The 26,890-nt window shown below is 43.8% G+C and carries 19 protein-coding genes; 2 read left to right on the forward strand and 17 right to left on the reverse strand.

All coding sequences use genetic code 11. The annotated features are described in order from the left end of the window. Nucleotides 1-82 precede the first annotated feature (82 nt). From FY534_RS10305 to FY534_RS10320, 4 genes are all read right to left on the reverse strand, one after another. A complete protein-coding gene (locus FY534_RS10305) occupies nucleotides 83-1,375 on the reverse strand; it encodes an MFS transporter (protein ID WP_203114491.1) in 1,293 nt (430 codons plus the stop codon). Between the two features lie 68 nt (nucleotides 1,376-1,443). Beyond that, nucleotides 1,444-4,767: a fused isobutyryl-CoA mutase/GTPase IcmF gene (gene icmF, locus FY534_RS10310; protein WP_370541572.1), complete on the reverse strand. Its 3,324-nt coding sequence runs from the start codon at nucleotides 4,765-4,767 to the stop codon at nucleotides 1,444-1,446. A gap of 97 nt (nucleotides 4,768-4,864) precedes the next feature. Next, nucleotides 4,865-5,494, reverse strand: a complete 630-nt coding sequence (locus FY534_RS10315; protein ID WP_072872889.1) for a TetR/AcrR family transcriptional regulator — start codon at nucleotides 5,492-5,494, stop codon at nucleotides 4,865-4,867. A gap of 62 nt (nucleotides 5,495-5,556) precedes the next feature. Further along, entirely contained in the window at nucleotides 5,557-7,584 is a 2,028-nt protein-coding gene (locus tag FY534_RS10320) for a peptidoglycan D,D-transpeptidase FtsI family protein (protein WP_203114492.1), read from the reverse strand. A 151-nt stretch (nucleotides 7,585-7,735) separates the two neighbouring features. On the opposite strand from FY534_RS10320, the gene FY534_RS10325 reads away from it, so the two are divergent. Next, nucleotides 7,736-8,629, forward strand: a complete 894-nt coding sequence (locus FY534_RS10325; RefSeq protein ID WP_238413505.1) for a deoxyribonuclease IV — start codon at nucleotides 7,736-7,738, stop codon at nucleotides 8,627-8,629. Between the two features lie 113 nt (nucleotides 8,630-8,742). On the opposite strand, the gene FY534_RS10330 is transcribed toward FY534_RS10325, so the two are convergent. The 7 genes from FY534_RS10330 to FY534_RS10360 form a co-directional block, all read right to left on the reverse strand. After that, nucleotides 8,743-9,060, reverse strand: coding sequence for a MazG-like family protein (locus tag FY534_RS10330; RefSeq protein WP_238413506.1), 318 nt, complete (start codon nucleotides 9,058-9,060; stop codon nucleotides 8,743-8,745). Between the two features lie 88 nt (nucleotides 9,061-9,148). Beyond that, nucleotides 9,149-9,514: a Na-translocating system protein MpsC family protein gene (locus FY534_RS10335; protein WP_072872886.1), complete on the reverse strand. Its 366-nt coding sequence runs from the start codon at nucleotides 9,512-9,514 to the stop codon at nucleotides 9,149-9,151. Next, on the reverse strand, nucleotides 9,507-12,200 hold the full coding sequence (locus tag FY534_RS10340; RefSeq protein ID WP_203114493.1) for a DUF2309 domain-containing protein: 2,694 nt from the start codon (nucleotides 12,198-12,200) through the stop codon (nucleotides 9,507-9,509). Before FY534_RS10340 ends, FY534_RS10335 begins: the two co-directional genes overlap by 8 nt. Nucleotides 12,201-12,206: 6 nt before the next feature. Next, nucleotides 12,207-13,736 (reverse strand): NADH dehydrogenase subunit 5, encoded by a 1,530-nt coding sequence (locus FY534_RS10345; protein WP_203114494.1) that lies wholly within the window; start codon nucleotides 13,734-13,736, stop codon nucleotides 12,207-12,209. A gap of 238 nt (nucleotides 13,737-13,974) precedes the next feature. Continuing rightward, nucleotides 13,975-15,744: an acyl-CoA dehydrogenase family protein gene (locus tag FY534_RS10350; RefSeq protein ID WP_238413507.1), complete on the reverse strand. Its 1,770-nt coding sequence runs from the start codon at nucleotides 15,742-15,744 to the stop codon at nucleotides 13,975-13,977. A gap of 33 nt (nucleotides 15,745-15,777) precedes the next feature. Then, nucleotides 15,778-16,956: an acetyl-CoA C-acetyltransferase gene (locus FY534_RS10355; protein ID WP_203114495.1), complete on the reverse strand. Its 1,179-nt coding sequence runs from the start codon at nucleotides 16,954-16,956 to the stop codon at nucleotides 15,778-15,780. 110 nt (nucleotides 16,957-17,066) lie between these two features. After that, a complete protein-coding gene (locus FY534_RS10360) occupies nucleotides 17,067-19,472 on the reverse strand; it encodes a 3-hydroxyacyl-CoA dehydrogenase/enoyl-CoA hydratase family protein (protein ID WP_203114496.1) in 2,406 nt (801 codons plus the stop codon). A gap of 290 nt (nucleotides 19,473-19,762) precedes the next feature. Here FY534_RS10360 and FY534_RS10365 point away from each other — a divergent pair, with 290 nt between their 5' ends. Then, nucleotides 19,763-20,107 (forward strand): histidine triad nucleotide-binding protein, encoded by a 345-nt coding sequence (locus FY534_RS10365; RefSeq protein ID WP_203114497.1) that lies wholly within the window; start codon nucleotides 19,763-19,765, stop codon nucleotides 20,105-20,107. Between the two features lie 58 nt (nucleotides 20,108-20,165). On the opposite strand, the gene FY534_RS10370 is transcribed toward FY534_RS10365, so the two are convergent. From FY534_RS10370 to FY534_RS10395, 6 genes are all read right to left on the reverse strand, one after another. Beyond that, nucleotides 20,166-20,627: an OsmC family protein gene (locus FY534_RS10370; protein WP_203114498.1), complete on the reverse strand. Its 462-nt coding sequence runs from the start codon at nucleotides 20,625-20,627 to the stop codon at nucleotides 20,166-20,168. 86 nt (nucleotides 20,628-20,713) lie between these two features. Continuing rightward, nucleotides 20,714-21,085 carry a cupredoxin domain-containing protein gene (locus FY534_RS10375; protein WP_203114499.1) on the reverse strand — a complete coding sequence of 124 codons (372 nt, stop codon included), beginning with the start codon at nucleotides 21,083-21,085 and terminating at the stop codon, nucleotides 20,714-20,716. Nucleotides 21,086-21,190: 105 nt separating this feature from the next. Further along, the gene (locus FY534_RS10380; protein WP_203114500.1) at nucleotides 21,191-21,727 is read right to left on the reverse strand and encodes a phosphatase PAP2 family protein; all 537 of its coding nucleotides are present in this window, start codon (nucleotides 21,725-21,727) and stop codon (nucleotides 21,191-21,193) included. Between the two features lie 66 nt (nucleotides 21,728-21,793). Continuing rightward, on the reverse strand, nucleotides 21,794-22,825 hold the full coding sequence (locus FY534_RS10385) for a phospholipase D-like domain-containing protein (RefSeq protein ID WP_203114501.1): 1,032 nt from the start codon (nucleotides 22,823-22,825) through the stop codon (nucleotides 21,794-21,796). A 229-nt stretch (nucleotides 22,826-23,054) separates the two neighbouring features. After that, nucleotides 23,055-23,786, reverse strand: coding sequence for a hypothetical protein (locus tag FY534_RS10390; protein WP_203114502.1), 732 nt, complete (start codon nucleotides 23,784-23,786; stop codon nucleotides 23,055-23,057). After that, a complete protein-coding gene (locus FY534_RS10395; protein WP_203114503.1) occupies nucleotides 23,783-26,791 on the reverse strand; it encodes a DEAD/DEAH box helicase in 3,009 nt (1,002 codons plus the stop codon). Before FY534_RS10395 ends, FY534_RS10390 begins: the two co-directional genes overlap by 4 nt. Between the last annotated feature and the right edge of the window lie 99 nt (nucleotides 26,792-26,890).

Raw genomic sequence — 26,890 nt, forward strand, 5'->3', positions numbered from 1 at the left:
TGATTCACTTACCATGGAACTTATCCCGGGCACTTTGCTACAAGTGGCAAGTGCCCGGATCATTTTGTAACCCATATTTTTCTTACGGCTGTCGATATTTTGATTTGGTAAAACCTCTAATGGAAGCTAGTTTATGATCGGAAACATGCTTGACTCGTACCGGCTCACTCCACTTAAAGAGTATCCAGGTTCCTAACTGCACACATCCTAATCCAAAGGCTAGCATGGCAATTCGATGAACTTGGTGACCCCCTATGAGGAGAAGTAAAAAACTCACAATTCCTAGTACCCTACCTGCATTTTCAAAAATTTCCCTGGTGATAATGTGTTGATGTCGAAATAGTTTCTCTTTCTCCTCCATCTCATCCATTTCTGCATAGATGAGCGATTGCATTGGAACGAGAAAAAATGGTAATGTGGCAGACAGTAATGCTCCATATATCCATAAATGCATGGCATTGACAGGCAAAAGAAAAATCGTTGCGGCCGCAAACATGCCTAATGCACCACTACCCATCAAGAGAATACGACGACGTTTTTGTGCAAGCTTTCCGGAAACAAAATTAGCTACAAAGGCAAGACCCGATTGCAAAAACAAGAATTCTCCTAAAGTGAATTCGCTTCCCGTGGCTATAAAGAACAATAACCCAATTAAAAACAAAAACAATCCTTCACGCATTCCATAAAATAAGCAGCCGAAGACTTTCATCCGCCAAGAGCGTATTTTAAGACTTTGCAAGGCTTGATTGAACATAAAAGAATTTTCCAAGCACTCCGTATTTATTTTCCAACTTATTACTGTTCCTGCCGCAAATAAAGCAATAGATAAACCAAATACCAGATGAAATCCTGTCAGTCCTCCCCACAAGAGATCTTCACGACTAATTAAAAAACCTGCTACTGGTGGGGCAATCATCCCTGCAATTGCTGCAAACACTCCATTCATTCCCATAAAATTCGATCGATGAGCATCTGAGGTAAAGTGGATGGAGAGGACGTTAAATGAAAACCAGTAAAATCCTGCGGCTAAACCCATCCCAATACCAAGTACAATGGGATATCGAGCTAACTGTTGTCCCCAAAAAAGCACCAAACAGTAAAAAAGCGCATGTCCTGCAATACCTATTCGTAAAGGAATGACCACACGGAATTTTTTAGCTAACCAAGACGCTGCTACAAACGCAATTGGAATACACACATACATCCATAAGTTGTACCAAGCTGTACTGGTATAATTTCGATCGATCTTCCAAATAAAGATATTCACAAATGTGTTGGAAAGCCCAACAGCCAAGCCAAAAAGACCGCCGATGGCCAAAAGCCACCATGCGGCGGAATGCAATTGAAATGTCAATTTTCGAGTCCAGTTGAACACAGGCAAAACCTCCAGACAGCATACCGAATACCATTGGCACGCTGACTAGAGTACCCTTTTTTATTGAATTACATGTTTCTTCGATAACGTCCTCCCACTTCATACAAAGCCTGTGTAATTTGTCCTAAACTCGCAACGCGTACGGTTTCCATCAGCTCCGCAAAGATGTTGCCACCACTTCTCGCAACCTCTTTCAAACGCTCCAATGCCAAAACACAATCATCACGATGTTCTTCCTGAAACTGCTTCAGCCGTTCAATCTGTTCCCGTTTCTCTTCTGCTGTCGCGCGAGCCAATTCAATTTCAGGAATTTGATAAGACTCTTTCAGAGCATTCGGATTGAGGAATGTATTAACCCCAATAATCGGTAGTTTTCCAGAATGCTTGAGATGTTCGTAGTACATAGATTCTTCTTGTATTTTGCTTCTTTGATACTGTGTTTCCATAGCCCCCAAAACGCCACCGCGATCGTTCAACCGTTCAAATTCTTCTAATACTGCGGACTCCACTAAATCAGTGAGTTCTTCAACAATGAATGAACCTTGAAGTGGATTTTCATTTTTAGTAAGTCCGAACTCACGAGAAATGATCAATTGAATGGCCATGGCTCGACGAACCGATTCTTCTGTGGGAGTCGTAATGGCCTCGTCGTAAGCGTTGGTATGCAACGAATTACAATTATCGTAAATCGCCAACAATGCTTGCAACGTCGTACGAATATCATTAAAATCAATCTCTTGGGCGTGCAGCGATCGGCCTGAGGTTTGAATATGATACTTCAATTTTTGACTGCGATCGTTGGCACCATAGCGTTCCCGCATAACAATTGACCAAATGCGCCTTGCAACACGGCCAATGACCGTATATTCCGGATCCATTCCATTCGAGAAGAAAAACGATAGGTTGGGTGCAAAATCGTCAATCTTCATACCGCGACTTAAATAATACTCCACATACGTAAAAGCATTTGAAAGTGTCAACGCTAGTTGTGTAATCGGATTGGCTCCAGCTTCTGCAATGTGATAACCACTGATTGAGACAGAGTAATAGTTACGAACCTGATGCTCAATAAAATACTCCTGAATATCACCCATCATTTTTAAAGCAAATTCAGTTGAGAAAATGCAAGTATTCTGTCCCTGGTCTTCTTTTAATATGTCAGCCTGTACCGTACCTCGGACTGTCTGCAACGTCTTTTCCCGAATCTGGCAAATTTCTTCCTGGCTAGGTTCGCGACACTCGCGATTTCTGAAAATATCTATTTGTTGATCGATCGCGGTGTTCATATACATCGCAAGTAAAATGGGAGCAGGACCATTAATGGTCATAGAGACACTCGTCATGGGATGACAGAGATCAAATCCGTCATACAATTGCTTCATATCATCCAACGTGCAGACACTTACGCCACTCTCGCCAATTTTGCCATATATATCTGGCCTTTCCGCCGGATCTTCACCATATAGCGTGACTGAATCAAAAGCTGTCGAAAGCCTTTTGGCTGCATCATTCTTAGACAAATAATGAAACCTTCGATTGGTGCGGCTGGGCGTACCTTCACCTGCAAATTGTCGTTTCGGATCTTCCTCTGTACGCTTCAATGGAAAGACGCCAGCCGTAAAAGGAAATTCTCCTGGAACATTTTCCATCAGTGACCAGCGAACAATTTCTCCCCAATCTTCATAACGCGGCAAACAAACTTTAGGAACCCGCGTACCGGAGAGAGAAACTGTCACTAAAGGTGTCCGTATTTCACGGTCTCTTATCTTGCTGACCAGCTCATCCGCTTGATATTTTTGCTTTTTCTCTTCCCACTGTTCAAGAATTTGTCTCGTCTGAGGATGCAACGAGTGATAAATACGCTGAAAAGCCACATTCAAATGGGCCACAGTCTGCTGCTCCATATCCGTTTGTGAATTTTCCATCACACGTTTAGCACCCTGTAATTGATAGGCTTTTCGAGCCAAATCCACTTGATTTTCAACAAACTTTCGGTATTCCTTAACCGTCCGCGATATTTCGAGCAAATAATGAGCTCGATCATTAGCGATCAGACTTTTCTTCTGTATCTGAGCAGGATTTTTAAAAAGCCGCGATTCCCATTGAACACCCATCTTTTTACGCAAATGATCTAAAATAGCCAGGTAGAGCCGATCCGTTCCTGGATCTCGAAATTGACTTGCAATTGTTCCGTACACAGGCATCTCATCCAGGGATTGATCAAACAGATTGCGATTCCGTTGTATTTGTTTACGAACATGCCGAAGAGCATCTTCTGATCCTCGGCGTTCAAACTTATTGATAGCAACGAGATCGGCATAATCAAGCATTTCGATTTTTTCCAGCTGTGAAGGAGCCCCAAACTCACTGGTCATAACGTAGAGTGACAGATCGGCAACATCTACAATTTGCGCGTCGCCTTGGCCAATACCGCTTGTTTCCACAATAATAAAATCGTAACCAGCAGCACGCGCAACCAAAATGGCATCTTGAATGGCCGACGACAATTCTGACTGCGAAGAACGAGTGGCTAAGGAACGCATGAAGACGCGCGGATGATCGATACTATTCATGCGAATCCGATCGCCAAGCAACGCCCCGCCAGTGCGTTGTTTGGACGGATCGATGGAGAAAATTGCAATTGTTTGATTCGGAAAGTCGGCAAGATAGCGAAGAACGAGTTCATCGGTGAGTGACGATTTTCCTGCGCCACCAGTACCCGTGATACCAAGTACAGGTGCATGATTCGAACGTTGTAGAAGACGTTCCCGAACTTCACTGGAAAAACCACTGGCAACGTCTGACTCCGCGAGTGTCACCCATTCAGCCACCACTTTCGGTTGTGAAGGATTGGGTTGACTTTCTAAAATTTTCTGCACATTCCGTACCGGTGGTTTATCACACTCACGAAGCATCAGATTGATCATGCCTTGTAAGCCCATGCGCCGACCGTCTTCGGGAGAAAAGATTTTCGCTACGCCATACGCTTCAAGAGCCTCGATTTCTTGTGGCACAATTACACCGCCACCACCGCCATACACACGAATATGACCAGCATCTTTCTCACGCAGAAGATCAATGATGTAGCAAAAAAATTCCATGTGTCCGCCTTGATATGAAGATACGGCAATTCCCTGCGCATCCTCCTGGATAGCAGCATTGACAATTTCCAAAGCAGAACGGTTATGGCCAAGATGAATGACCTCTGCTCCAGAGGATTGAAGAATTCTACGCATAATATTGATGGAAGCATCATGCCCATCAAACAGGCTTGATGCAGTAACAAATCGCACAGGATTGTGCGGCCGATAGGGCTCCGTTTCCTGTTTGGCAACAGCAGCCTGATCGATATCCTCCTGACGCATACTTTCCTTCAGTCGAGTTGAATCCATTACCACAGTCAACACCCTTTCCAAAGCGTAAGCTGTTTACTGATGCTGTCCACATTACGAAAAGAACGGAAAATGGTACCATTTGATAAACTCCCGCCTACGGAGATACACCAGCAGCACGCAATATAAGATCGACTTGCGTTGCCAACAAAGTTGGTCCTTCAAACGCTCGCAACGCCCATCGGCGAAAGGCAATCATCTCACCCATAGCAACGGCATCTTGCGCCAGAATCGAAACGCGATCAGCCGGAAGTTGAATCGAACCGTCTTCAATTCCTTCGTACAGTAACTTTTCAAAAATACCTACAACCATTTGTTCTTCAGCGAGTACTTCACGCAGATAAACCTTTGGCAAGGCTTTAGATTCTTGATAGATCAACAAGATTTCATCCTGCATAGCAACCATCACTTCACAAAAACTGTAGAGAGCTTGACGTAATTTCTCCGCACCACAACCAGGAAGACGCAAACAATCTGCTAATCTATTACGCACCTCCTGATGAATATGGCGGCAGACAAGAAAGAGAATATCTTCTTTGGTTTCCACGTATTCGTAAAGGGCTCCATTGGATAAACCGCTTGCTTTGGCAATTTCACGAGTAGTCGTACGATGAAATCCTTTTTGAATAAACAACTCTACAGCTGCATGAACAATTTGTTCACGGCGCAGCCTCACTCTTTCTGGATCTTTGACTTGTGTACCAATTTGTAAGGCCAGCGTAGTCACCTCCGACTGAGCGCTCGCTCATCAATCTAATTGTAAGCCTTTTCTTGAAGTATCGGCAACTTTTAATTCGCCTCTTCTGTTGTTCGATATGCAAAACTTTGCAACCATTCCGTTGCATCGTTCGCTAACGAATGGTTTGAGCCATGAGGAGCAGAGAGACAGAAGTATGCATCCAACAATTTTTTGGCAAGCGGTACAGCAGCATCACTGGTTCCTGCCGAACCCGGTACCATCACAGCAATCGCTACTTGTGGATGGATAGCAGGGGCGTAACCTACGAACAGTGAAATATCTGTTTTTTTCCCAAACTGACTGATTTCCGCTGTTCCTGTTTTTCCTGCAACCTTATAAGCCGAACCAACAAAGAAACGAGTAGCTGTACCTTCTTTATGGGTTGTCGCAGCCTCCATGCCTTCCTGCACAACACGCATATACGTTTTTGGGATATGCAAAGAATGTCGCTGTACTGCTACGGTTTGAACCACTTTCTTACCATCTGGCGTGAGAATTGCATCAACTATGTGAGGCGTGATAAATTCACCGCCATTTGCAATCATCATAGCGCTCACAGCTAACTGTAAGGGTGTGAACTCCTGCATTTGACCAATGGCCGCAAAAGCATTATCGTAGAGCAGACCGTGATTCGGCAAAAATTTCCCCTTGGCAATTGCCTTATCCATACCCACCACATCATAGGGTGCTATATCGTGATGAATCACATCATCTGTATAAAATCGGCCAGTTACTTCCCCAGGTAAATCTATGCCCGTTTTAGGTCCGAGTCCGAACTTCCACTCCCAATCAAACAGTTTCTGGAGTCCAAGAATTCTCTCATGTGTGTACCAATAAGAAAACTTCTCTCCTGCTGGTTGATGATCATGCCATTCTGCAAGCCACATACCTAAATCGTACATAAACGTATCACAAGACACTTCGATTGCCCTTTTAGCATCAACTAAGCCATGACCATTCCACTTCCAGTCATGTGCATTATAAGTCCCCACCATTTCATGACCTTCATCAAAAATGGTGGTTGAAGGTATAATGACGTGATTCATCAGTCCGGCTATAATATTGATAGGCTTGACGGTCGAACCTGGATAACGTGGACTCGATAGACTGTGATTAATAGCCGGTGTGAGAATAGGATTATTCAGATAATGGCTATGTTTTTTATAGAGAATTGGATTGACAAACCAATTTGGATCGATATACGGATATGAAATCATCATCTTCACAGCGCCAGTGTGAACATCTAACATCACTGCTTCAGCATCGACCAAATGCTGACCTTGTTGTTGACGAACACGCTGTACTTCCTGAGCCACCAAGTTTTGTCCTTCTGCTTGTAGACGACTGTCAAACGTCAATCGTAGAGATTGACCAGCCTGAGGTTGCGGATCTACACCCATTAAACGGGTAGGAATACCGAAAGGGTTTATTTTCCATACTTCGTATCCTACACTTCCCTGCAATAGAGCTTCATAAGATTCCTCAACACCTGTTAATCCGACACGCTGACTGGAAAGATAATGTTTTTTTTGATAATAAGCTACTTCTTCCGGTGACTGAGGATGAACATAGCCGAGCAAATGTCCTGCTAGAGGTCCATAGGGATAACAGCGACGCGTGCTTTCCACGATTCTCAAACCAGGATATTGCGACTGATGCTCTGACACGTATGCAATTTGTTTCTCATTGAGAGCTTCCAGAAGTATAGCCGGATCGTCACAAGTATGTTCAGTTTCTGCTGCAGCTTGGAGAGGTTTGGCTGCCACGCCCAATCCTTTTGCCAATTGGGAAATCTGTTTTTGAGTCAATGGCGGCATTTTGGCAACACGCATATATACCAAGTTATAAACAGGTTGATTATATGCGAGCAACCGCATGTGAGCGTCATAAAGATAGCCCCGTCTTGGTAATAATGGAATTTTTGTGTACTGAACCTGATTGGCAGCTTCCTTGTATTCCTGGCGATGGACAATTTGTAAGACGCCAAGTCGAATCACAAGCCCTAACATCGCTAGAAACACGAGCAGGTAGATGAACGGAAGTCTCTTTAGACGAAGATTGTCTTCCTGTTCCAACATCTGCTCCTCCTCCCAATGAGACACTTGCAAGCAAAGGATACCCACGCTGGACCAAGTTCATGAGTAGACCGCAGAAAAGATGTAGGACTTTTGACGCGACTCAATTTCAGCTATGCTTAGAGAAAGATAAGTTACGAGAGGAGTAGAACTTTTGGACAAGCCGATATTGCTTGGCGCCAATGTTTCCGTTGCCAAAACGGGACTACTGGCTGCTGTCAATGAAACCATTCATTACGATGCGAATACTTATATGATTTACACACGTAGCAACCGAGGAGGAAAAGCAAGACCAATCACTGATTTTCATCGCGATCAAGCCCTGGAAATCATGCGTGAGCATCATATTGTCGATCCTGTAGTCCACCTTTCATATTTGGTCAACCTAGCAAGCCCAAAGGAGGATACCTGGGAGTACGGATTGAACGTTCTCAAAGAGGAGATTGAGCGAGTTGAATATCTCGGTTTTCAATACATCGTTATGCATCCGGGATCACATGTCGGTGAGGGCGTCGATTTCGCACTCAATCGCATTGCTGAGGGACTAAACAGTATACTGAGCGGCTCGGAAAATCTATATATCTGCTTGGAGACTATGGCCGGCGACGGCTCCAAAGTAGGTAATTCACTAGAAGAAATCTCAGAAATCATTAGCCGTGTTAAACACCATGAACGGCTCGGGGTATGTATAGATACTTGTCACAACTATAGTTTTGGATATGATATTGTCAATGATTTCGATGGTTTCCTGAAAAAATTTGATCAAGTTATCGGATTGTCGCGTCTTAAAGTGGCTCACATCAATGATTCCAAAAATCCGTTTGGTTCTCACAAGGACAGACATGCTAACATTGGGGAAGGTTCGATTGGCTTGGAAGCACTTTATCGAATTGTTCATCATGAAGTCTTACGCGGTATCCCACAAATTCTTGAAACACCAAACGGACTTTACCGTACCGAAATAGATATGTTACTTGATAGACCTCGAGGACCAGAAGAATTTTATCAAGCTTCTGGTAACTTAAATTCTGGTGAAGGCGAGAATTAAATCGGATCGAGAATAAAGTTTTTTTATATAGAAATCCCCGCCTCTTGGTTGGCAAACTGAGACAAAGCCTCCCCGTTATCTATATCATTGAACAGGGAGGCTTACATTTGGGTTTAAGCAAGATACCCTTTACGCCGCAATTTATCGACATGCTTGTAAACCTCATCTTCCATATCGATACCGTACATATCTTCAATTACAAACATCATAGATGTTGCAGTCTGAGCAACATCTAAAAGTTCAGAAACAATGGCTCGCGCAATCTGCGCTTCTTCTAAAACTGCTCGTTCTCCAGACAGGCCGCGGAATTTGCCAATTACCTGCGCCAACTCGCCTACTTCCTCCATGATTTTTAACATTGTGGATTCAAGCGTAGGCGATAATCCATTCAGCCTGGGCAACGATACTGTCTTGGTTTCCAACGTGAGCACCTCACTGCCTCGCCAAGTGAATAATCAGGTATCTCTTGCATTGTAACATGGCTCTCTTTTCATATGTAAGCTGGACTGACTGAACCTATTAGGAGAATAGGCTGGACATATCATTTGCCAAGCGAAACAACATGACCCGTTCTCCCGTCCGCGTGCTAATATCCGTATGAAAACACACTACCTCTTGTCCTGTAATTCTTAAGATAATTTCTTTCAGTTCCTCTATGCCCGACTCCACCAAGCTGGTGCGTATACGTTTAATAGATAAAATACCTTCCTTATCGCTGCATAAAGTATATTCTGCAGGTGTGAGTATGCCACGCAAGGTCACAATGACCATATCCCTTAAGATGTCTGACTTAACCGTCAATGATCCACGACCTAGATAATCTTTTTCCCACTGTGTCAAAGCTCTACTGATTTCTGACTCCACCATACCTTTTGATTTATTCATATAGTCCTTCCTTTGCTGCAAATTCTGCGCTGGCTTGATGAATAGAATTAAACCAATTTATCCAATGTCCTTTTTCATCTATAGACGCAAGTCGAATCCATCCGTTTTCAATTTTTTGACGAAATGTAACATCTTGAATCAATAAGTTTTCAACATAGTGATAAGGTGCTTCTATGACAACCAATAGCCGCAAGGGAGCGTGATATGGATCATAATCGGATTTCATGACGGATTGCCAGGGCAAACCGGTCAATAAATCACTCGCATTACCTTGCATAACTCCAAAATTAGCTGTCACTGTTTGTGTAGCTTTATTGCCGCTCCCGTAATAATGAGGTGCGACTGTCGAGGCGTAGTATTGGAGATTGATCCATTGTGCCACAGTAGCCGGTCCGGCAATAATGTTGGAAAGGATAGTTCCATCTTTATCTTGTTCCCAATCATAAGTATGCAAAAATACTCTTCCACCAAAATTACCTGCTTTAGTCAATTTTCTGGTTCCAATGATAAAAGCAGCATTTTGAGCTAGCCCCCATTCTGGCCGCACTTCACTCCAGTCTTCCGAGAAACGTTGCATCATTTTTTGGCTATTGGCAGAATAAAAATTTAGATTCGGCAAACGGGCGATCTGTTCTTTATTTACGATTTCACTAACTTTCGGAAGGACTTCCTGAATTCGATGAAATGCCTGCTTAGCTTCATCTGTCAATTCAGGAACGTACAACCAGCGTATTTCATTGAATGTAGTGATGTGTTCTGCGGCAACAAACACAGTATGCTCCGGAATGCAGATACCTTCAGTGGCCAATCTTTCCCTTACGTTGGATTGATTACAAAGCATGGCCAATACACGAGCGTTAAAACTTCCCGAAGCCCCCCCACATGCGCCACAATCTAAAGCGGAAGCATAAGGATTGTTTGTACTCCGGCTTCCATGTCCACAAATAACAATCAGTGGAGAAAAATTATCTATCAGACTCATGAGTTGTAGGGATTGTCTGACATAATTAACCTTTTCTTTATCTGTTAATCCCATCGGCAATTTTGACTCGTCGTGCATAAAGTCCAATGAAAGTCGAGTCGAAGGTTTGGACATCCAATGATGATGAACTTTTTTCCATAAACGTCCTGCCCCGTTTGGAAAAAAACTGCGTGCTAACATATTGACACTAAGCCACGGACCACTCAATTCCGGAAGCAATAAACTAGCTAACATATTTTGTTTCATATTTTTAAAGATCCGCGCAAACAGTTGCTTTGCTTGTTTACGGCTTTTATAACGAGCCCATTCATCTGGAGAAGCCATTTCCATAATTCGATGTTTTGGTTTCAGTATGACCGGTAATGAAGCGTGGCCGTGATGACAGTCAAGTTCGTAAGTTTCAATAGGCAATCCAAAAAAGCCAGCAACACCTATCGTTTCAAATGGACCCGCTTTTTCCAAAGCTCGGCGAAACGGTTCTGAGCGTGTATCGATGCAAAATGCCCATTGCGCCATACTTTTCTCCTCTATAATCGCTTCATCAGACATAGGCAAGATTTTCATTTTTAAACGTTCTTCGTATGTTTTCTCCCACGCCTGTAAGCCCATTTGTCTGCGCACTAAATCATTAAAGCAATAGGCGAGTTTCACATATTCACGTTGTTCTGAGATAGACAGTGATTTCCAGGCTTGAATAGGAAAATTCGCCCACATGTACCAAGCTGCCATACAATAAGCAAGATCAAAATATTCTTCCGTAGTTTCCAAAGATAGAGGCAGATAAGGTTGCAATAAAATTCGTTCCAGAGAAATTCGGATAGCTAAATAATCGATAAGCAGTAAGTTTGTTTCAGGGAATTCCTGTGATTTCCAAAGCAACATACCCGCCCATCCTGGCAACGAAAGTAAATGAGCTTCAAGATATTCCTGTACTTGATGACTAGGAATTTTCAATGCTAGAAGAGCCTCTTGTAAAGCCTCTGTTGCTTCGTGAGGACAATTTTTAACAAGCTGTCGCTGTGAACGGGTCAGTTCAGGGTCATATGGTGCAAGACGACGCCATGCTTGATAAAACCCATTTTGAGAATGCGGCATAGCCCACTTGGCTTCATCCTTGCCCAAATAAAGTTTGCACCATTTCATCATCTGGCGATTCAATTCTTCTGTAATTTGGACACCCAATTTTTCTGTAACTTGAAAACTGAGTGACTGTACTCTCCGATTCATCTTCACAGGCCAACGAAGATATGTTAGATCCTCAGCCAATATCTTGATATCAGGCTCGTCCAAAATATGAGGCGGTAACTCGTCGAATTCCAATGCAGAATTACAAAAATTCCTAACCAACTCATTAGGTAAGTGAAAAGATTGATGATCTAACCATTTCTCTAATGTATTTTTGAGTATTGATGCATGGATTTCTCCACGATTTTTTGCATCCTTTAATAAGGCAGCACTGGGTAATATGTCAACATGGTGGGTTTCTTTCAACCACTTGGCAACGGCTGTAAATGAATGATGTTCAAGTCCCTGCCAAGGATTGCGTGCTGCAAATTCAGTTATAGGTCCAAGCGGTGCTATAACACGGCTAGCCATTTCCACGTAGTGTTGAATCTCCTGAATTGAAGTCACGCTATATAAATTCTCACTGCACTTTTCTGTTTGCAAATTTTCTTTTTCTAACCATGTCACAATCCCATCCATGTAACGTCACCCCCTTAATTTCAACAGATTGGTGAGATATTTGGGATGGCTTTCAACGGAATCTCGATGAGGTTCACTCCATTGAACCAGCCACAGATAAATCATTACATAAAATCTGGATTGCGGATGACGAGCCAACCATGCACCTACTCCACTGCTTAGCAATAGAACAAGCAAAATCATAAAATTCACCATGGACGGCGGTTGAATACCTTGAGGAACAACCCCATGCAGAAGTGCGAAGAAAACCGCAAAAACCAAAGCAAATACCGATAATGTTATGAACAGGAAAGTTAAACCTAATATGCGAGTTATTCGCGGACTCCCTGGCTTCGGTATTTGTGACCACGCAAAGGCGACTGACCATCCGAGCAGCAGGGCACTCATCCAATCGTAACCTCGATGATGAACGAAGAACCAAAAACCAATTCCCGCAAGGACTCCAATGATTCCTCCAATAAGACGCCATCTCCATACATTTTGATTGCTAATCTGCTCTTCTGCTTCATCTTTGTGATGAACTGCTGAACCGGCTTGCAAGAAAAGGGCTGATTTAAACAATCCATGCAGTACAGCATGAATAATGGCTGCTAAATAAGCACCCAATGCACATTGAATGAACATAAATCCCATTTGGGCAATGGTTGAACCCACGAGTTGTCGTTTGTAATCCACTTGTACCAACATGGTTCCTGTTCCCATAAGCACAGATACGCTAGAAACCGCAATGAGTAGTATCGAAGACCATTCTCCCATGAAAACAGGCGAAAAACGCGTCAGAATGATTGCACCAGCATTGACTACGCCAGCATGCATCACAGCAGAAATGGGAGTAGGAGCTACTACAGAATCCAATAACCAGCGTTGAAAGGGCACTTGGGCTGCCGGAATAATAACTGCCAAAACTAACAAGAGCGCAAGCATGTTTTTTTGCCAAGCTATCAGATGGATTAAATGGTTTGAACTGAGTTGAAGTGAAATCTGCCATTCTCCAGTCAAAAACGTCAGCCAAGATAGCGCAAGCAAGAATAGAAACCAACTGCAGGCAAATAATCGACTCGTATGCAAAGCAGCGTTTTTGGCTGCAACCCATTCCTGATTAAGTCGAATGAGCCAAGTTAGACCAAGAAGAGTGATTCCCCAAAATAAGAGCAGAAGAAGAATGTCATTACTGAGCCAAGCTAAAGCGGCTGAACTAGTGATCAGAGTTAAGTACGTAAAGTACTTCCTGTAATTTCTATCTCCTAACATTTGACGAACCGAGAAACGTTGAACCACTGAGCCAATCATTAAAACAAATACAGCGATCAGCCAGGTGAGTGCATTCAATTCCCAAAATCCCCATACTCGATTCGTGGAATTAATCAGCAAATTTAACAGTGCAATAAATGGAGGAAGCACGCTTAACCCTACATGAAAACGCACAAATTTTATTGGAATACGAGGATGTAAGATGAATAGCCCGCTGCAGATTAGCAAAAGAAGAGAAACAAAAAATAAGATTGGACATATGTGTAAAATCATGGGTGTCAGCATTCTCTGCCCCTTTCGCAAATCGTTCAACCACGCGAATTTTTGATATTCAAATAAAAAAACCGACAATCCAAAAGATAATGACCTTAAAAGACCATTACCTTTTGAAAATTGTCGGTTTACTATCAACTAACCTTATTGGTTTTTTGAAAAGTCTACCAAGTAGCACTCAAAACGATATTCAATTGTGCAGTATCATTCTATGCATGATCCTACTTCTCGTCAAGAGCAAAAACAGTTATTAAGCTAGATATTTCTCCGCATCAATGACGCGCTGAGCAATGCGGCGCTTAATATCACGCGTATTTACAGGTTGAACGCGCGTCAATTTGCGCAAAAGTGTGAGTTGCGTCCGCAGCATATCTCCCTCTTCCATAGAAGCGAGAATATTGCGTGCTGACTGTTCTACACGGGCAAATGATTCTTGGGCAAAAATGGTGGTCATATCCACTTTTTGCTCTGCCGATGCGCCTTTATCCAATTCTTTTTGAGTTCTGAGCAAAGCGCTCTCTGTAGCATAGATTTCAATAACAATATCCGCCAACCAAGCCAGTATTTCTTGTTCATCTTTCAGGGACTGCATATATTTCTGAACAGACACCCCGCCTACAAATAGGAAGATTTTCTTCATCATAGCCAACTGGTGCTGAATAGGACCTAATTCTGATACCTCGTCAGAGATAGGCATCATTCCCATCAGTTCAGACTGCAAAGCTGTAGCAGCTTGAAGAAGCGCCAATTCACCTTTCATAGCTTTGCGCAGTAAAGTGTTCGGGATAATCATGCGGTTAACTTCATTGGTTCCTTCAAAAATACGGTTGATGCGCGAATCGCGATACATACGTTCAATCGGATAGTCCTGAATAAAACCAGCTCCACCGTGAATTTGCACACCTTCATCCACAACTTTATCCAATGCTTCCGATGCAAAAACTTTATTTACCGAGCATTCAAGAGCATATTCTTCAATCGCTTGAGCAATTTGTCGACCATCTGATGTCTTCCCAAGTTTCTCTAACTGCCGGTCGATATCACCAGTCGTTCGATAGGCCATACTTTCCGTGACAAAGGTCAAGATGTTCATATCGGCAAGTTTTTGCTGAATGAGCGGAAAACTCGAAATGGAGGTACCAAATTGTTTGCGTTCTTTTGCGTACTTCACAGAAACTTGAAGAGCCGATTTCATAGCTCCCACTGCACCCACAGCCAGCTTGTGACGACCAATATTCAAAATATTGAAGGCAATCACATGACCACGACCAGGTTCTCCCAATAAATTCTCTACAGGTACATGTACATCCTCTAGAATCAACTGTCTCGTCGAGGAAGCTTTGATACCCATTTTTTTCTCTTCCGGCCCTGTAGAAACTCCTGAATAATCTCGCTCTACAATAAAGGCTGAGAACTTCTCGCCATCAATTTTGGCATAGACAACAAAAACATTGGCAAAACCAGAGTTGGTAATATATTGCTTCGTGCCATTCAACACATAGTGTTTGCCATCTGCAGAAAGCGTAGCTGTTGTTTTGGCGCCGAGTGCATCTGAGCCTGATCCCGGTTCTGTCAACGCATAGGCAGCAATCCATTCACCGGTCGCCAACTTAGGCAAATACCTGCGTTTCTGATCTTCATTTCCAAAGAACACAATCGGTAACGTACCAATGCCGACATGTGCCCCATGACTTAAGGCAAAAGAACCGCCGCGGGTAATTTCTTCTGTTATTAGGGCTGAAGTCACTTTGTCAGCTCCAAGACCCTCATACTCTTCAGGTATATCGGCTGCCAAAAGTCCAAGTTCACCTGCTTTGTGCAACAGTTTTACGGTTAAATCCCAATCCTGGTGCTCTAACTGCTCACTGTGCGGGAGAATTTCTCCCTCTACAAACGAACGTGTCGTTTCTGCAATCATTTGATGTTCTTGAGTAAAATCTTCAGGTGTAAAAATTTTCTCCGCTTGAGTTTCTTCTATCAAAAAAGCAGCACCTTTTGCCAATTTTTCTTCCGTAGCCACGTTCCATGCCTCCTTATATTATTTCATATGGTTTTATACGCGCTCTATGACTGCAGCCGCACCCATACCGCCGCCGATACACATCGTTACCAATCCATAGCGACCCTTACGGCGCTTGAGCTCATTCAAAATAGTTACTGTCAAACGAGCTCCTGTGCAGCCCATTGGGTGACCGAGCGCTATAGCTCCTCCATTGACGTTGACACGTTCTTCGTCCATCCCCAGATGGCGAATTACCTGTATAGCTTGCGAAGCAAACGCTTCGTTAAGCTCAATCAAATCGATATCCTGCAGTGAAAGCCCCGCTTTCGCGAGCGCTTTAGGAACAGCTGCAATAGGTCCAATCCCCATGACATCAGGATCAACACCAGCGACAGCAAATGAACGGAATATACCTAAAGGCTGCAAACCGAGTTCAGCAGCACGAGTATCTGACATCATAAGGACAGCTGCTGCGCCATCACTCGTCTGCGAGGCATTACCTGCAGTAACTGTACCCCTGACACTAAACGCTGGGCGCAATTTTCCAAGAGCTTCAAGTGAAGTATCACGCCGCGGACCTTCATCGGTATTAAAAACAAATTCTTCTGTAATCAACTTATTTTCATCATTGACACGAGAAGTCTTTACTGAAATAGGCACAATTTCATCTCGAAACTTGCCGTTGTCTATAGCAGCAATGGCTCGTTGATGACTGCGCAGCGCAAAAGCGTCCTGATCTTCTCGCGATATACCAAACCGCTCCGCAACACGCTCAGCTGTATGTCCCATCGGCATATAAATTTCTGGAAATTCTTGAACCAACCGAGGGTTAGGCGAAATATTATATCCACCCATGGGCACTAAACTCATACTCTCGACGCCGCCAGCAATCACGACATCATTCATACCACTCATAATCGACTGGGCTGCCATAGCTATTGTCTGAACACCTGAAGAACAGAATCGGTTGACAGTCGCACCTGGTACACTTGTTGGCAACCCGGCATTGATGGCAATAATGCGCGCAACGTTCATTCCTTGTTCAGCTTCTGGAATAGCACATCCTATCAACACATCATCAATTTCTTCATTGGCTACGCCTTGAGTATCTTGCAAAATCCGTTTTACGACTGCCGCACCCAAATCATCCGGACGAACATTCTTGAGTGACCCTTTAGGCGCCTTGCCAATCGCAGTTCGTGCTCCCGCTACAATGACTGCCTCTCTCATATCAATGCCTCCTCACTTTGCAAATCTCCTGCGTTTATTTCTGAGCAGCCAGGCATCTCTACACTGCATGCATAAAGCCCAACTAGCTCTATAGGTAGCAACTGCAACAATTAGTTGCGCAGCGGTTTACCCGTTTGCAACATGTGCTGCATACGAGCCTGTGTCTTCGGCTCACCAATCAAACTGAGGAATGCTTCTCGCTCCAAATCGAGTAAGTATTGTTCAGACACCAATGTACCGCGCGGCAAATCACCGCCAGTCAGAACATGAATCAATTTGTCGGCAATCTTGGCATCGTGATCAGAAATCTGCCCAGCCCATTTCATGCCATAAACTCCCGTCCGCAGCAGAGCTGCACCGGCTTGCCCCACTACAGGTATGGGCCGCTCTTGGCGAGGTTGATAGCCAGCATCCGCCATACTTCTGGCTATGACTTTGGCATCATGTAATAAATAATCACGATTGACAGAAATTCCGTCCGTCTGACGAAGGAATCCTAACTTACGCGCTTCTTTGGCACTCGTCGAAACTCTCGCTAGAGCAATGGTTTCAAAAACCGTACGCACATAATTATCCAAACGGTCTCCCAGTTGCTGTGGCACATTCTCGATTGCACGGATTAACAATTCTTTATTTCCGCCTCCGCCAGGAATCAGGCCCACACCTACCTCCACAAGTCCCATATAGGTTTCGGCTGATGCTTGAACGCGATCGGCAGGAAAACAAACTTCAGCGCCTCCGCCAAGCGCCAAAGCAAATGGAGCGGCAACAACAGGTTTGGGCAAATACTTTAACTGATAGAGCGTCTGTTGAAACTCATGAACAGCAAGATTCAAATCATCCCAATTTTCATCTTGAGCTTCCATGAGCATCATCATCAAATTGGCGCCAACACAGAAATTCGGAGCTTCGTTACCAATGACCAAACCATCCCAATTACGTTCCACTTCCTGAGTTGCAAAGCGAATCATCTGGGTGACATCTGTTCCAATAGCTTGTTTTAATGAATGGAATTCAAGACATACTATTCCATCTCCAATATCCACAAGACTGGCACCCGTATTTTTCTTAATGAGCTTACCTTGTAACTTTAATTTTTGCAGAGAAATTTGCTCAGGTTGCTCTTCAATCTGCCGATACTCACCATTTCCTACATAGAATCGGTTGTTTTGTGAAGCTTCTTGCTGATAAAAAGAGGTACATCCGCTCTTGAGTAACTGCTCAACAAACTCTGGTATGCGTTCTCCCTCACTGCGCATCCGTTCTACCGATTCTTTGAGCCCAAGAATATCCCATGTTTCATAAGGGCCTAATTCCCAATTGAAGCCCCATTTCATAGCTTCATCTACAGCCAGGATGGAATCTGCAATTTCCTCTTGTCTTTCTGCTGTATACAGTAAAACTCGCTTCAATATTTCCCAAACAAAAAGTGAAACTTGGTCTTTGCCATAAGCGAGTGCGCGGATTTTTTCCGGCAGTGTTTTGGCCGATCTCGCTACTTCAAAAGAGGAAGACTTAACCTTTTTACGAGGACGATATTCGAGAGTGTGGAGATCAAGCGCCAATATCTCTTTACCAGTCGATGTTTTCTCCCTCTTAAAAAAACCTTGTCCACTCTTCTCGCCAATCCAGCCTTTCTCAACCATGTTGAGAATATAGTCAGGTAGAGCAAATGCTGCTTTTTCTTGCTCATTGCTGACTGACTCTTGAACATTTTTTGCCACATGAACAAAAGTATCGAGCCCAACCAAATCTAAAGTACGAAATGTAGCACTTTTAGGGCGCCCTAGCACCGGACCAGTGACAGCATCTACTTCATCCACACCAAAGCCAAACTTCTCCATAGCCTGCAGTGTAGCTATCAACCCATAAGTGCCAATCCGATTGGCAATAAAGTTGGGTGTATCTTTGGCCAAAACCACGCCTTTGCCCAGAACCCGACTTCCGAATTCGGTCATATATGTTACAACTTCTGGCAACGTATCTGGACCAGGGATAATTTCAAGCAATTTCATATAGCGGGGAGGATTGAAGAAATGTGTACCAAGAAAACGCTGTCGAAAAGACAAAGGACAGTCACTTGACATAGCCGCGATGGAAATACCAGACGTATTCGTGGAAACAATCGTCTCATCCCCGACAACCTGAGCGACACTCTGCAAAACCTGCTTTTTAATCGCCAAATTTTCTATAACGGCTTCAATCACCCAGTCACACTCTTTAAGACGCTCCAAATGATCGGTTAGGTTCCCAACTTCAACCAAATGAGAGTCTTCTGTTGTATAAAAGGCTGCTGGCTTGGATTTTTTTGCAGTTTCCAATCCCTTTAAGGCAAAACGATTCCTCACTTGCCAAGATGACAGTGTCAGCCCTTTCTTTTTCTCCTCTTCTGTCAACTCCTTAGGCAGAATATCGAGCAGCAGAACAGGAATGCCCACATTGGCCAGATGAGCAGCAATTGCGGCGCCCATTACGCCAGCACCTAGAACTGCAGCTTTTTTAACTGAGAAACCCACGCTGATTGCCTCCTCACTTTACGAGCTGTATAACGCCCTCTTTTTCTGAGGACTCGGCCCTTCTTTCGATCCTACATTACGGACCGACCAGTCGGTAGATTAACTATTCTTATCTTACCACGCCTACACTCTTATGAACAGTTCTAAATGGAAAGAAGTTTGATTTGAAAAGAAAAAAATTTCTGCTTACAATTTGTTTTCTGAATGGATAGACAGAACTTTGATTGTAAGTTTTACAAGTTTTAATGGTATGCTTTATCTCAGATAAAATTACAGAAAGGATGGTACAAATGGCCGACTGCTTATTTTGCAAAATAATCACAGGCAACGTCCCTTCCGAGAAAGTCTTTGAAACAGAAAAAGTTTTAGCCTTTCGCGATATCCGGCCGCAGGCGCCCGTACATATCTTGATTATTCCAAAAGAGCATATCGCTTCTGCCCAGCAAATTAACGCCAGTAATTCTCAGGCAGTCGCTGATATTGCCGAAGTTATTCCGAAAATTGCCGAACAAGAAGGAATTTCCAAACAAGGTTACCGAATCGTAACCAATATCGGTTTCCACGGACAACAGACCGTCGAACATTTACATTATCATCTACTCGGCGGCCGACAACTCGGTTGGCCGCCAGGTTAACCCATGAAATCTGTATCATCCGCCATAGTTAGATAAATACGAAACACCTCCCGGGCTTTTAATCCGGGAGGTGTTCTTCCGCTTCAACAATATCCAGAGGAGGAATTTCACTGCCGTTCAACATCAGATGCGGCACAATCTTTGCGTTTAAGGAGGCGCTAGCAGAACAGTATTTTTCTTCACTTAAATGAATGGCACGCCAAACTTTAGCTGGTTGCAAGTCTCCTTCCAAATAGTAGGTCAAATGAATTTCCGTAAACGCCTGCGGTCTTTCTTCGCGACGATGTCCTACTGCTTCAATATGCATCTGTTTGACCGGTTGTCGCATACGCTCTAAGATTAAACTCATATCAATCCCAGTGCAGCCAATAAGCCCCATTAAAAGCAGCTCCATTGGCCGATTTCCTTGTCCGGTACCACCGTCTTCACGGCTAGCATCCATATACACCGTATTTCCAGACGGACCTTCCGCTTGAAAATGCCTTTGCCCGAGCCATTTAGCCTGCACTTTCATTTCCATTTTAATGCCCTCCTGCAGCCTATCAAACTTTTATCTTCACAACTCTCTAGCCATACGGGCATAGAAAAATTTCTCCATTCCTGCAACTACTTCTCCACCACTTGCAGCTTTCCTTTCAATGCAGGTTCAGGAATGCTGTTTTTATCTGAATAGTAATCAAATAGTCCCGTCTTTTCGGGAGAAAATGACACATCGACTGATTCTCCAGGACGAAGGTTTTGCGTAAAAATATAGAAAGCCGGGATAACAAGATTGTGAATTGACTTCCCACGATTCTCAATATGCAATTTTAATGGTTCAGATTCGACTGCACGAATGAATGAGGGACGAATTTGCTTATCCGTGATGACTACTTGAACAAAGGGAGAATTCGCCACCGCAGACATTTTAACAGCTGGATGATTGAATGCTGTAGAAAGAAAGGTAAGACAAAGTATGGAAGTGATGGTCCGTAGCAATCAACAAACACTCCTTTTATCGGCATGATTCCCGACATATCTTAGGGAATGTTGTTAGCTTGGACGAAAGTCATCAATTCCATGTCCAATCATGCAATTTTTTCCTCACTGCATGATTGTAGTACTCGGCAGCAGAGAGAGCACAAACAGGCCAATAAAAGAAAGTCCCATCCCTGTCAACGCTCCTGCCCACACATCACTGACATAGTGCAGACCACAGTAAATCCGTGAAAAAGCCAGAAGAATAGCAAGCACTAATAAAACCAATGCATATCCTGGAACGAATATAAAAGGTATAACCAGCGCAAAAGCACCCGTTGCATGATTGCTTGGAAATGATTCTCCAGGGTCGTGATCCAGCAGAGAACGCATGTACTGTTCTTCAAACGGTCGTTTGCGGCTAATCCAATGGCTAATAGGGTGATTCAAGAATCTTCCTAGAACGGCACTGAGAATAGCTACCAAATCAAGCGATAACAGAGAATGATGGAACCAAGGCCGATTGGACAATCCAAACCCCATATTCAGCAAAAAAATAATGAACAGTATCAGCATTGGATTCCACTTGGCTGTAACTTTCATCCATCCATCTATCCAAGCTATCCGGCCAACTTTATCAGATAGCCACTTGGCTACTGGCAAATCAATATTGAATACCGCCTGCAGCGTAATACCCTCCTAAATGAACAATCAAGAACTACAAATCAATTAAAAAATATGGTCTGGCTGTGGTGAATCGCTCCCTCGAACCATTTGATGAAGCAGATTTTCTTGAATCGACGCAGAAAACTTTGGCATATCCTCCAGCAGTACATCTACTTCATGATTTTTATTAAACGCCTGATAACTAAAGTTGCAACTGCCAATAAAAATTATCTTGCCATCATCAATATCTAAAATTTTAGCATGCATCAATTCTCCTTGATATGGACGATAGTAACGAACCGTTGCCCCCGCTTGCCGCAACTGATTGGCAGCTCGGCGCGAATATCGTTCGTTAGGATCCAATAAAATCTCAACCTGAACTCCTCGCGACAAATCACTTTCTAAAGCGCGGATGATCTCTCTACTGGACAAATCAAACGCTTCTATCTGCACAATTTGATGAGCACTAGACAGAGCCTCTAACATTGCAGGCTCAATAGAACGGTCGTAAATAAGCAAAGAATCCGTTACAGGCGCTTGTGATGGGTAGCCACCTGCCCGTTGCCAATCAAAGAGAAAAAGTGAAAGAAAAGACTGAGAAGCATAAGGAAAATAGACAGAAGCGTCATTATTGGTCCAAGATGTTTGACCGAAATTCATTCCGCCCAAAAGTGCTTCACCATCACAGAGCAACATTTTAACATGCGAAATGCCACCAGAAATGTGTAACGATTTTACTGGTACATTGTTATTTTCCAGATAAGGGAGAGCCGTTTGTTGAGAACTTTTTTCCGTGGAATCGATGACGACACGCACATCGACTCCACGGCGTTTAGCTTCCGCCAACGCCTGAAGAATCTCCGGATCGGACAATTCGTAAATGTCTAGATAACATATGTGTTGGGCATGGTCAATCATCTGCAGAGCTACATTTCGTATGTCAGTCTTCCAGAGAAGTGTCAAATGTTTCTCAGTGACAGGAGGAATCGAAAATTCTTCATAGCGATGCGTTTCCGTACCACAGGCTACCAGAAATAAAGTAAAAAACATACATAGAGTGGTTTGAACGATGCGTCTAAACTTAAATGGACCCAAACAGCCTACACCTTCACCTAGCAGGTCGACCTACTTTAAATTTGCGCTGAAGATAAGTTCGGCAATCATCGTTGATCACCTTTTCATTTTACATAATTTCACAAAATTATAAGAAGTTTTTGCATAGAAGATGGCCATTCAATTCAATGACTTGCGCTTTCACGCATATATAGCGTTGGCCATGAAAGCTATCATATTTCATAAAGGTTACTAGAGACTTTTGGCAAATTTATTTTTTGCCCAAATAGACAGGTTCCGCATTTTCAAAAAGTAATCGGAAACGTCGCGATGTCTTGAGGAAGTCTAAAGGTGTATCAGATTTCAGATTTTCCCAAGGCACATTGTCCAAAATTTCTGCACTGCTATGTACAGAGTCACCATCTCGAATTTTCCCGTCTGGAAACTGTTCTTGCCAAAGTTTGTGCATAGCTTGATGAACACTATCCTGAAAATCCTGTACATGAAGACCGAAGAAGCGAAAAGAATCAATAGGAGACGCTTGCATTTCTTCTACAATAAACAAAAACCCTGCCAAAACATGTCTACAAAATGGATCCCCATCCTCGCATGTACAATGAGCTTTCTGCCGCCAAAGATGAACTGTCTGTTCATTAGGAACCACTGGCAAGCCCGCATGCTCAAGCCAATCCAGCCATTCCCCTCCCCACACGCCACTCAGCAATTCAGCATACCAATCAGGCCGTCGAGCAAGCCACTTGGCCATATGAGAAGCGTATGGACGCCAGTCGCCAAGCGCCGGTAGATGAAACTGTTCAATGCGCCGATAACCGCTCGCCAAAGCAACCGACCCCAGCCATTCACCACTTGAAAACCGCAATTGGACAATTTCTCCTTGCTTGAATCCTGTTTTGGCTCTGCGCAACCGGCTTTTATCGATCGCGGCAAAAAGCGGCTTCCAAAGGCGCTCGATGGTTGCTTGCCCATCCTGTCTGGCTTTCAATCTTCGTCCCCCCAAACCAGGCTGTTGTCCAGGCGAAACAGTTCTTGTAGTTCCTGATTGCCCATTTCCGTAAGCCAATGCTCTGAGCCACCGACTATTGCCTGCGACAATCCCCGCTTTTTACTGAGCATCTCATCAATTCTCTCTTCAAGAGTACCTGCCGAAACTAATTTATGCACCTGAACATCCCGTGTTTGCCCCATCCGATGAACGCGATCGGTCGCTTGATCTTCTACGGCAGGATTCCACCATCGGTCAAAGTGAAATACATGATTGGCTCGCGTTAAATTCAACCCTACACCACCAGCACGCAACGAAAGGATGAAAAAGGGAGAAACACTGCGCCCCGATTGATACTGCTCCACCATCTCACCGCGCATCCGGGCATTTAATCCACCGTGCAAGAAAAAAGGACGCTTACCAAATTGCTGTTCAATAGCTGTTGTAAGCAGTTCACCCATTTCTCTAAACTGAGTGAAAATCAGCGCTGCTTCCGACTCTTCAGCAACCTCCTGCAGACGTTCCATCAAAAGTTTGAGCTTACCGGAACGTTTCACATCGACTGCCCCACCTAATACAAGTGCAGGATGATCACAAATTTGTTTGAGCCGAACTAAAGACGCTAAGATCTGTCCACGTCGTGACATACCTGCAGCACTTGGCAAACGACCAAATAATTGATCAATCACAGCTTGGTAAAGAGCCGCCTGCTCGGTGGTCAGCAGGGCATACTCAACACTTTCCCATTTCATCGGCAACTCTTCACGAATCGCAGGATCACTTTTGCGCCTGCGCAACAGGACAGGTGATAATAAACGGCGCAAGCGCACCGCCGCTGGATGCTTCTCGTTTGCTTCATTCGCTTGGACAGAAAAATCAAATTGCTGGAGGAACCAATGCCTTGATCCGAGATATCCAGGATTAATAAAGTAGAATAGCGACCAGAGTTCTTCCAAGCGATTTTCTACAGGTGTGCCAGTAAGAGCAATGCGATGATAAGCATGCAAACGCGCCGCAGCTTGAGCTTGTTTGGTATGCAAATTTTTGATGTTTTGAGCTTCGTCCAAAATCACCGAATCCCATGAAATATTTTCAAATTCTGCTTGATCACGCACCAAAACTGTATACGTGGTAATCACCATTTGAATCCCTTGCTTTTGCAATTCACTCGCATCAAGATGTTCTCTACGCGTGGGTCCATGATGAATATAAAATTGAAATCCTGGTGCAAACCGTCTTAATTCGGATTTCCAATTTTGCAGAAGCGATGTGGGACAGACCAACAAATGGATTCCCTGAGAATCGCCACTCTCTGCAATATGTTGTAAGTAAGCAATGACCTGAATGGTTTTGCCTAGACCCATATCATCCGCAAGACAGGCTCCACAAGGAATGTTACGAAGATAGCAGAGCCAAGAAAAACCTTTTATTTGATAAGTTCGTAATCTACCTGCAAAAGATTTTGGTGTTGGAAGAAGCGGTGGATCTCCTGCTTGCACAAGCATCTTCAATATGCGACTGGCTGTGCTTGCCCCTTCTGCAAATTCAAACTCAAATTGAATCTGCTCATCTGATAAAGAATCCTGCAATAGGGCGGCTTGCGCCATTTGAAGCGTACTTGCGGTTTCTTTTCCATCTGTTTCTAAACCAGCCAAACGAATCCGTTCAAGTATCTCTTCAATCGGTATAATTTTCCACACACCCTGCAACTGCAGTAGTGATTTTTTCTCTTCTACTAAATTCATGAATTCTTTACGCGATATGACTTGATTGTCAATAACTACTGTCCAGTCAAACTCAACCAACGGAAGCGCCGGGACTACAGATTTGGTCGATCCGCCAGTTACACGGCCTGTTTTCTTTTTAACACTTGACTGTACCTGTACGCGTATTTGTATGTCCTTTGCTATCTCAGCCAACCCTTCCACACGCACAGGAAAGCCAGCGGAACGTAAAGCGGGCAGGATTTGGTCAATCCATTCCAGTAAATATTGTGAGGCAATTTCTGCACATGTAGGTACTGCTTCAGAAAGGGATTTTGCTATTGCAGGATCAATCTGAGCCGCTTGATAAAGTTGCTGCCAAACCCAAGTCTCCGGATGTTGCAAGTAGTCTTTTCCAAACAGTCCCTCACGTTTTTGTGAAGTGTATAATTCAGACATGGATACTCTTTCTTCAGGCCAAAACCGATGAACCCATTCAAATTGCAGTTGCCAAATATCCGAGGGCGCAACAGGTGGCCGCAAAGCAAATCCCAAGCGATAAAAAGCACTCCCTGAAGTATCCCCGAGCTCATCGGTTCCCCATGCGGAACCTTCAATTTCCTGGCGCAACGCTCTGCAAAGCAGCCAGCCATCTGCCGCAAACAGTTTCTGATAAGGTTGTGAAAGCGCTTCTTGCCAAGCATTCAATATCTCCTGTTCGCCTCGATAAAGCACTCGATAATTATAGGTTCGATTAGCAGCATTGGGTGTCTCTGCAACTCCAGTTGCAAATTTTTGTATAAACCAGCGAATGATCTCCAAAAGCACGGTGTCCACTAACTGCATTGCATCCACAAGCGGTTGGCTAGATTCCATCAAAACAGCTACACTGCTAATAATCCTGCGACGAATACTTCTTGCCACAGGATTTCGCCATGTTGGCAACCACAGCCCCACAAACGGTTGCCCTTGCAAATAGAGATTTGGAACAGCATCGTCACGTGCTGCAATTTGTCGCGCTAATTGAAATGTATCTAAAAGCGACGCAGTCACCGGTACTGCAAAAGCACAAACTTCCTCATCCTTGAGGAGGCTTTCTGCCAATTGCAGGCACGCATCAATCCAGGAATCGTCCCTTTCCTTGGTGTTTAAATAATCGTCGAGTATACAGGAATGTGAAATACCTGTTAACTCGTCCCTCCAGACAACGCTTCCTGGCTTCTGGATATTACTGCCGCATCGATAGGTGACAGGGTTAGCATATAATTTCCAGGACAAGCCATCCGTTGCAATTTGCGTCATCTTCTACCCTCTCGTTTCAAAGCTGATTATTCCATCTTACCACGATTTAACGATTCTATGTCCCTTTTCTCTGTCGTAAAAATAAATGCATGAGCCTAA

It is taken from the genome of Alicyclobacillus sp. TC (assembly GCF_016804365.1).
GTDB classification, from domain to species: Bacteria; Bacillota; Bacilli; order Alicyclobacillales; family Alicyclobacillaceae; genus Alicyclobacillus_I; species Alicyclobacillus_I tolerans.

Excerpts from the sequence above, each read along its gene's own strand:
- icmF (WP_370541572.1), bottom strand. The coding sequence starts at position 4,767 with ATGGATTCAACTCGACTGAAGGAAAGTATGCGTCAGGAGGATATCGAT.
- FY534_RS10320 (WP_203114492.1), bottom strand. The coding sequence starts at position 7,584 with ATGTTGGAACAGGAAGACAATCTTCGTCTAAAGAGACTTCCGTTCATC.
- FY534_RS10335 (WP_072872886.1), bottom strand. The coding sequence starts at position 9,514 with ATGAATAAATCAAAAGGTATGGTGGAGTCAGAAATCAGTAGAGCTTTG.
- FY534_RS10340 (WP_203114493.1), bottom strand. The coding sequence starts at position 12,200 with ATGGATGGGATTGTGACATGGTTAGAAAAAGAAAATTTGCAAACAGAA.
- FY534_RS10345 (WP_203114494.1), bottom strand. The coding sequence starts at position 13,736 with ATGCTGACACCCATGATTTTACACATATGTCCAATCTTATTTTTTGTT.
- FY534_RS10355 (WP_203114495.1), bottom strand. The coding sequence starts at position 16,956 with ATGAGAGAGGCAGTCATTGTAGCGGGAGCACGAACTGCGATTGGCAAG.
- FY534_RS10365 (WP_203114497.1), top strand. The coding sequence starts at position 19,763 with ATGGCCGACTGCTTATTTTGCAAAATAATCACAGGCAACGTCCCTTCC.
- FY534_RS10370 (WP_203114498.1), bottom strand. The coding sequence starts at position 20,627 with ATGGAAATGAAAGTGCAGGCTAAATGGCTCGGGCAAAGGCATTTTCAA.
- FY534_RS10395 (WP_203114503.1), bottom strand. The coding sequence starts at position 26,791 with ATGACGCAAATTGCAACGGATGGCTTGTCCTGGAAATTATATGCTAAC.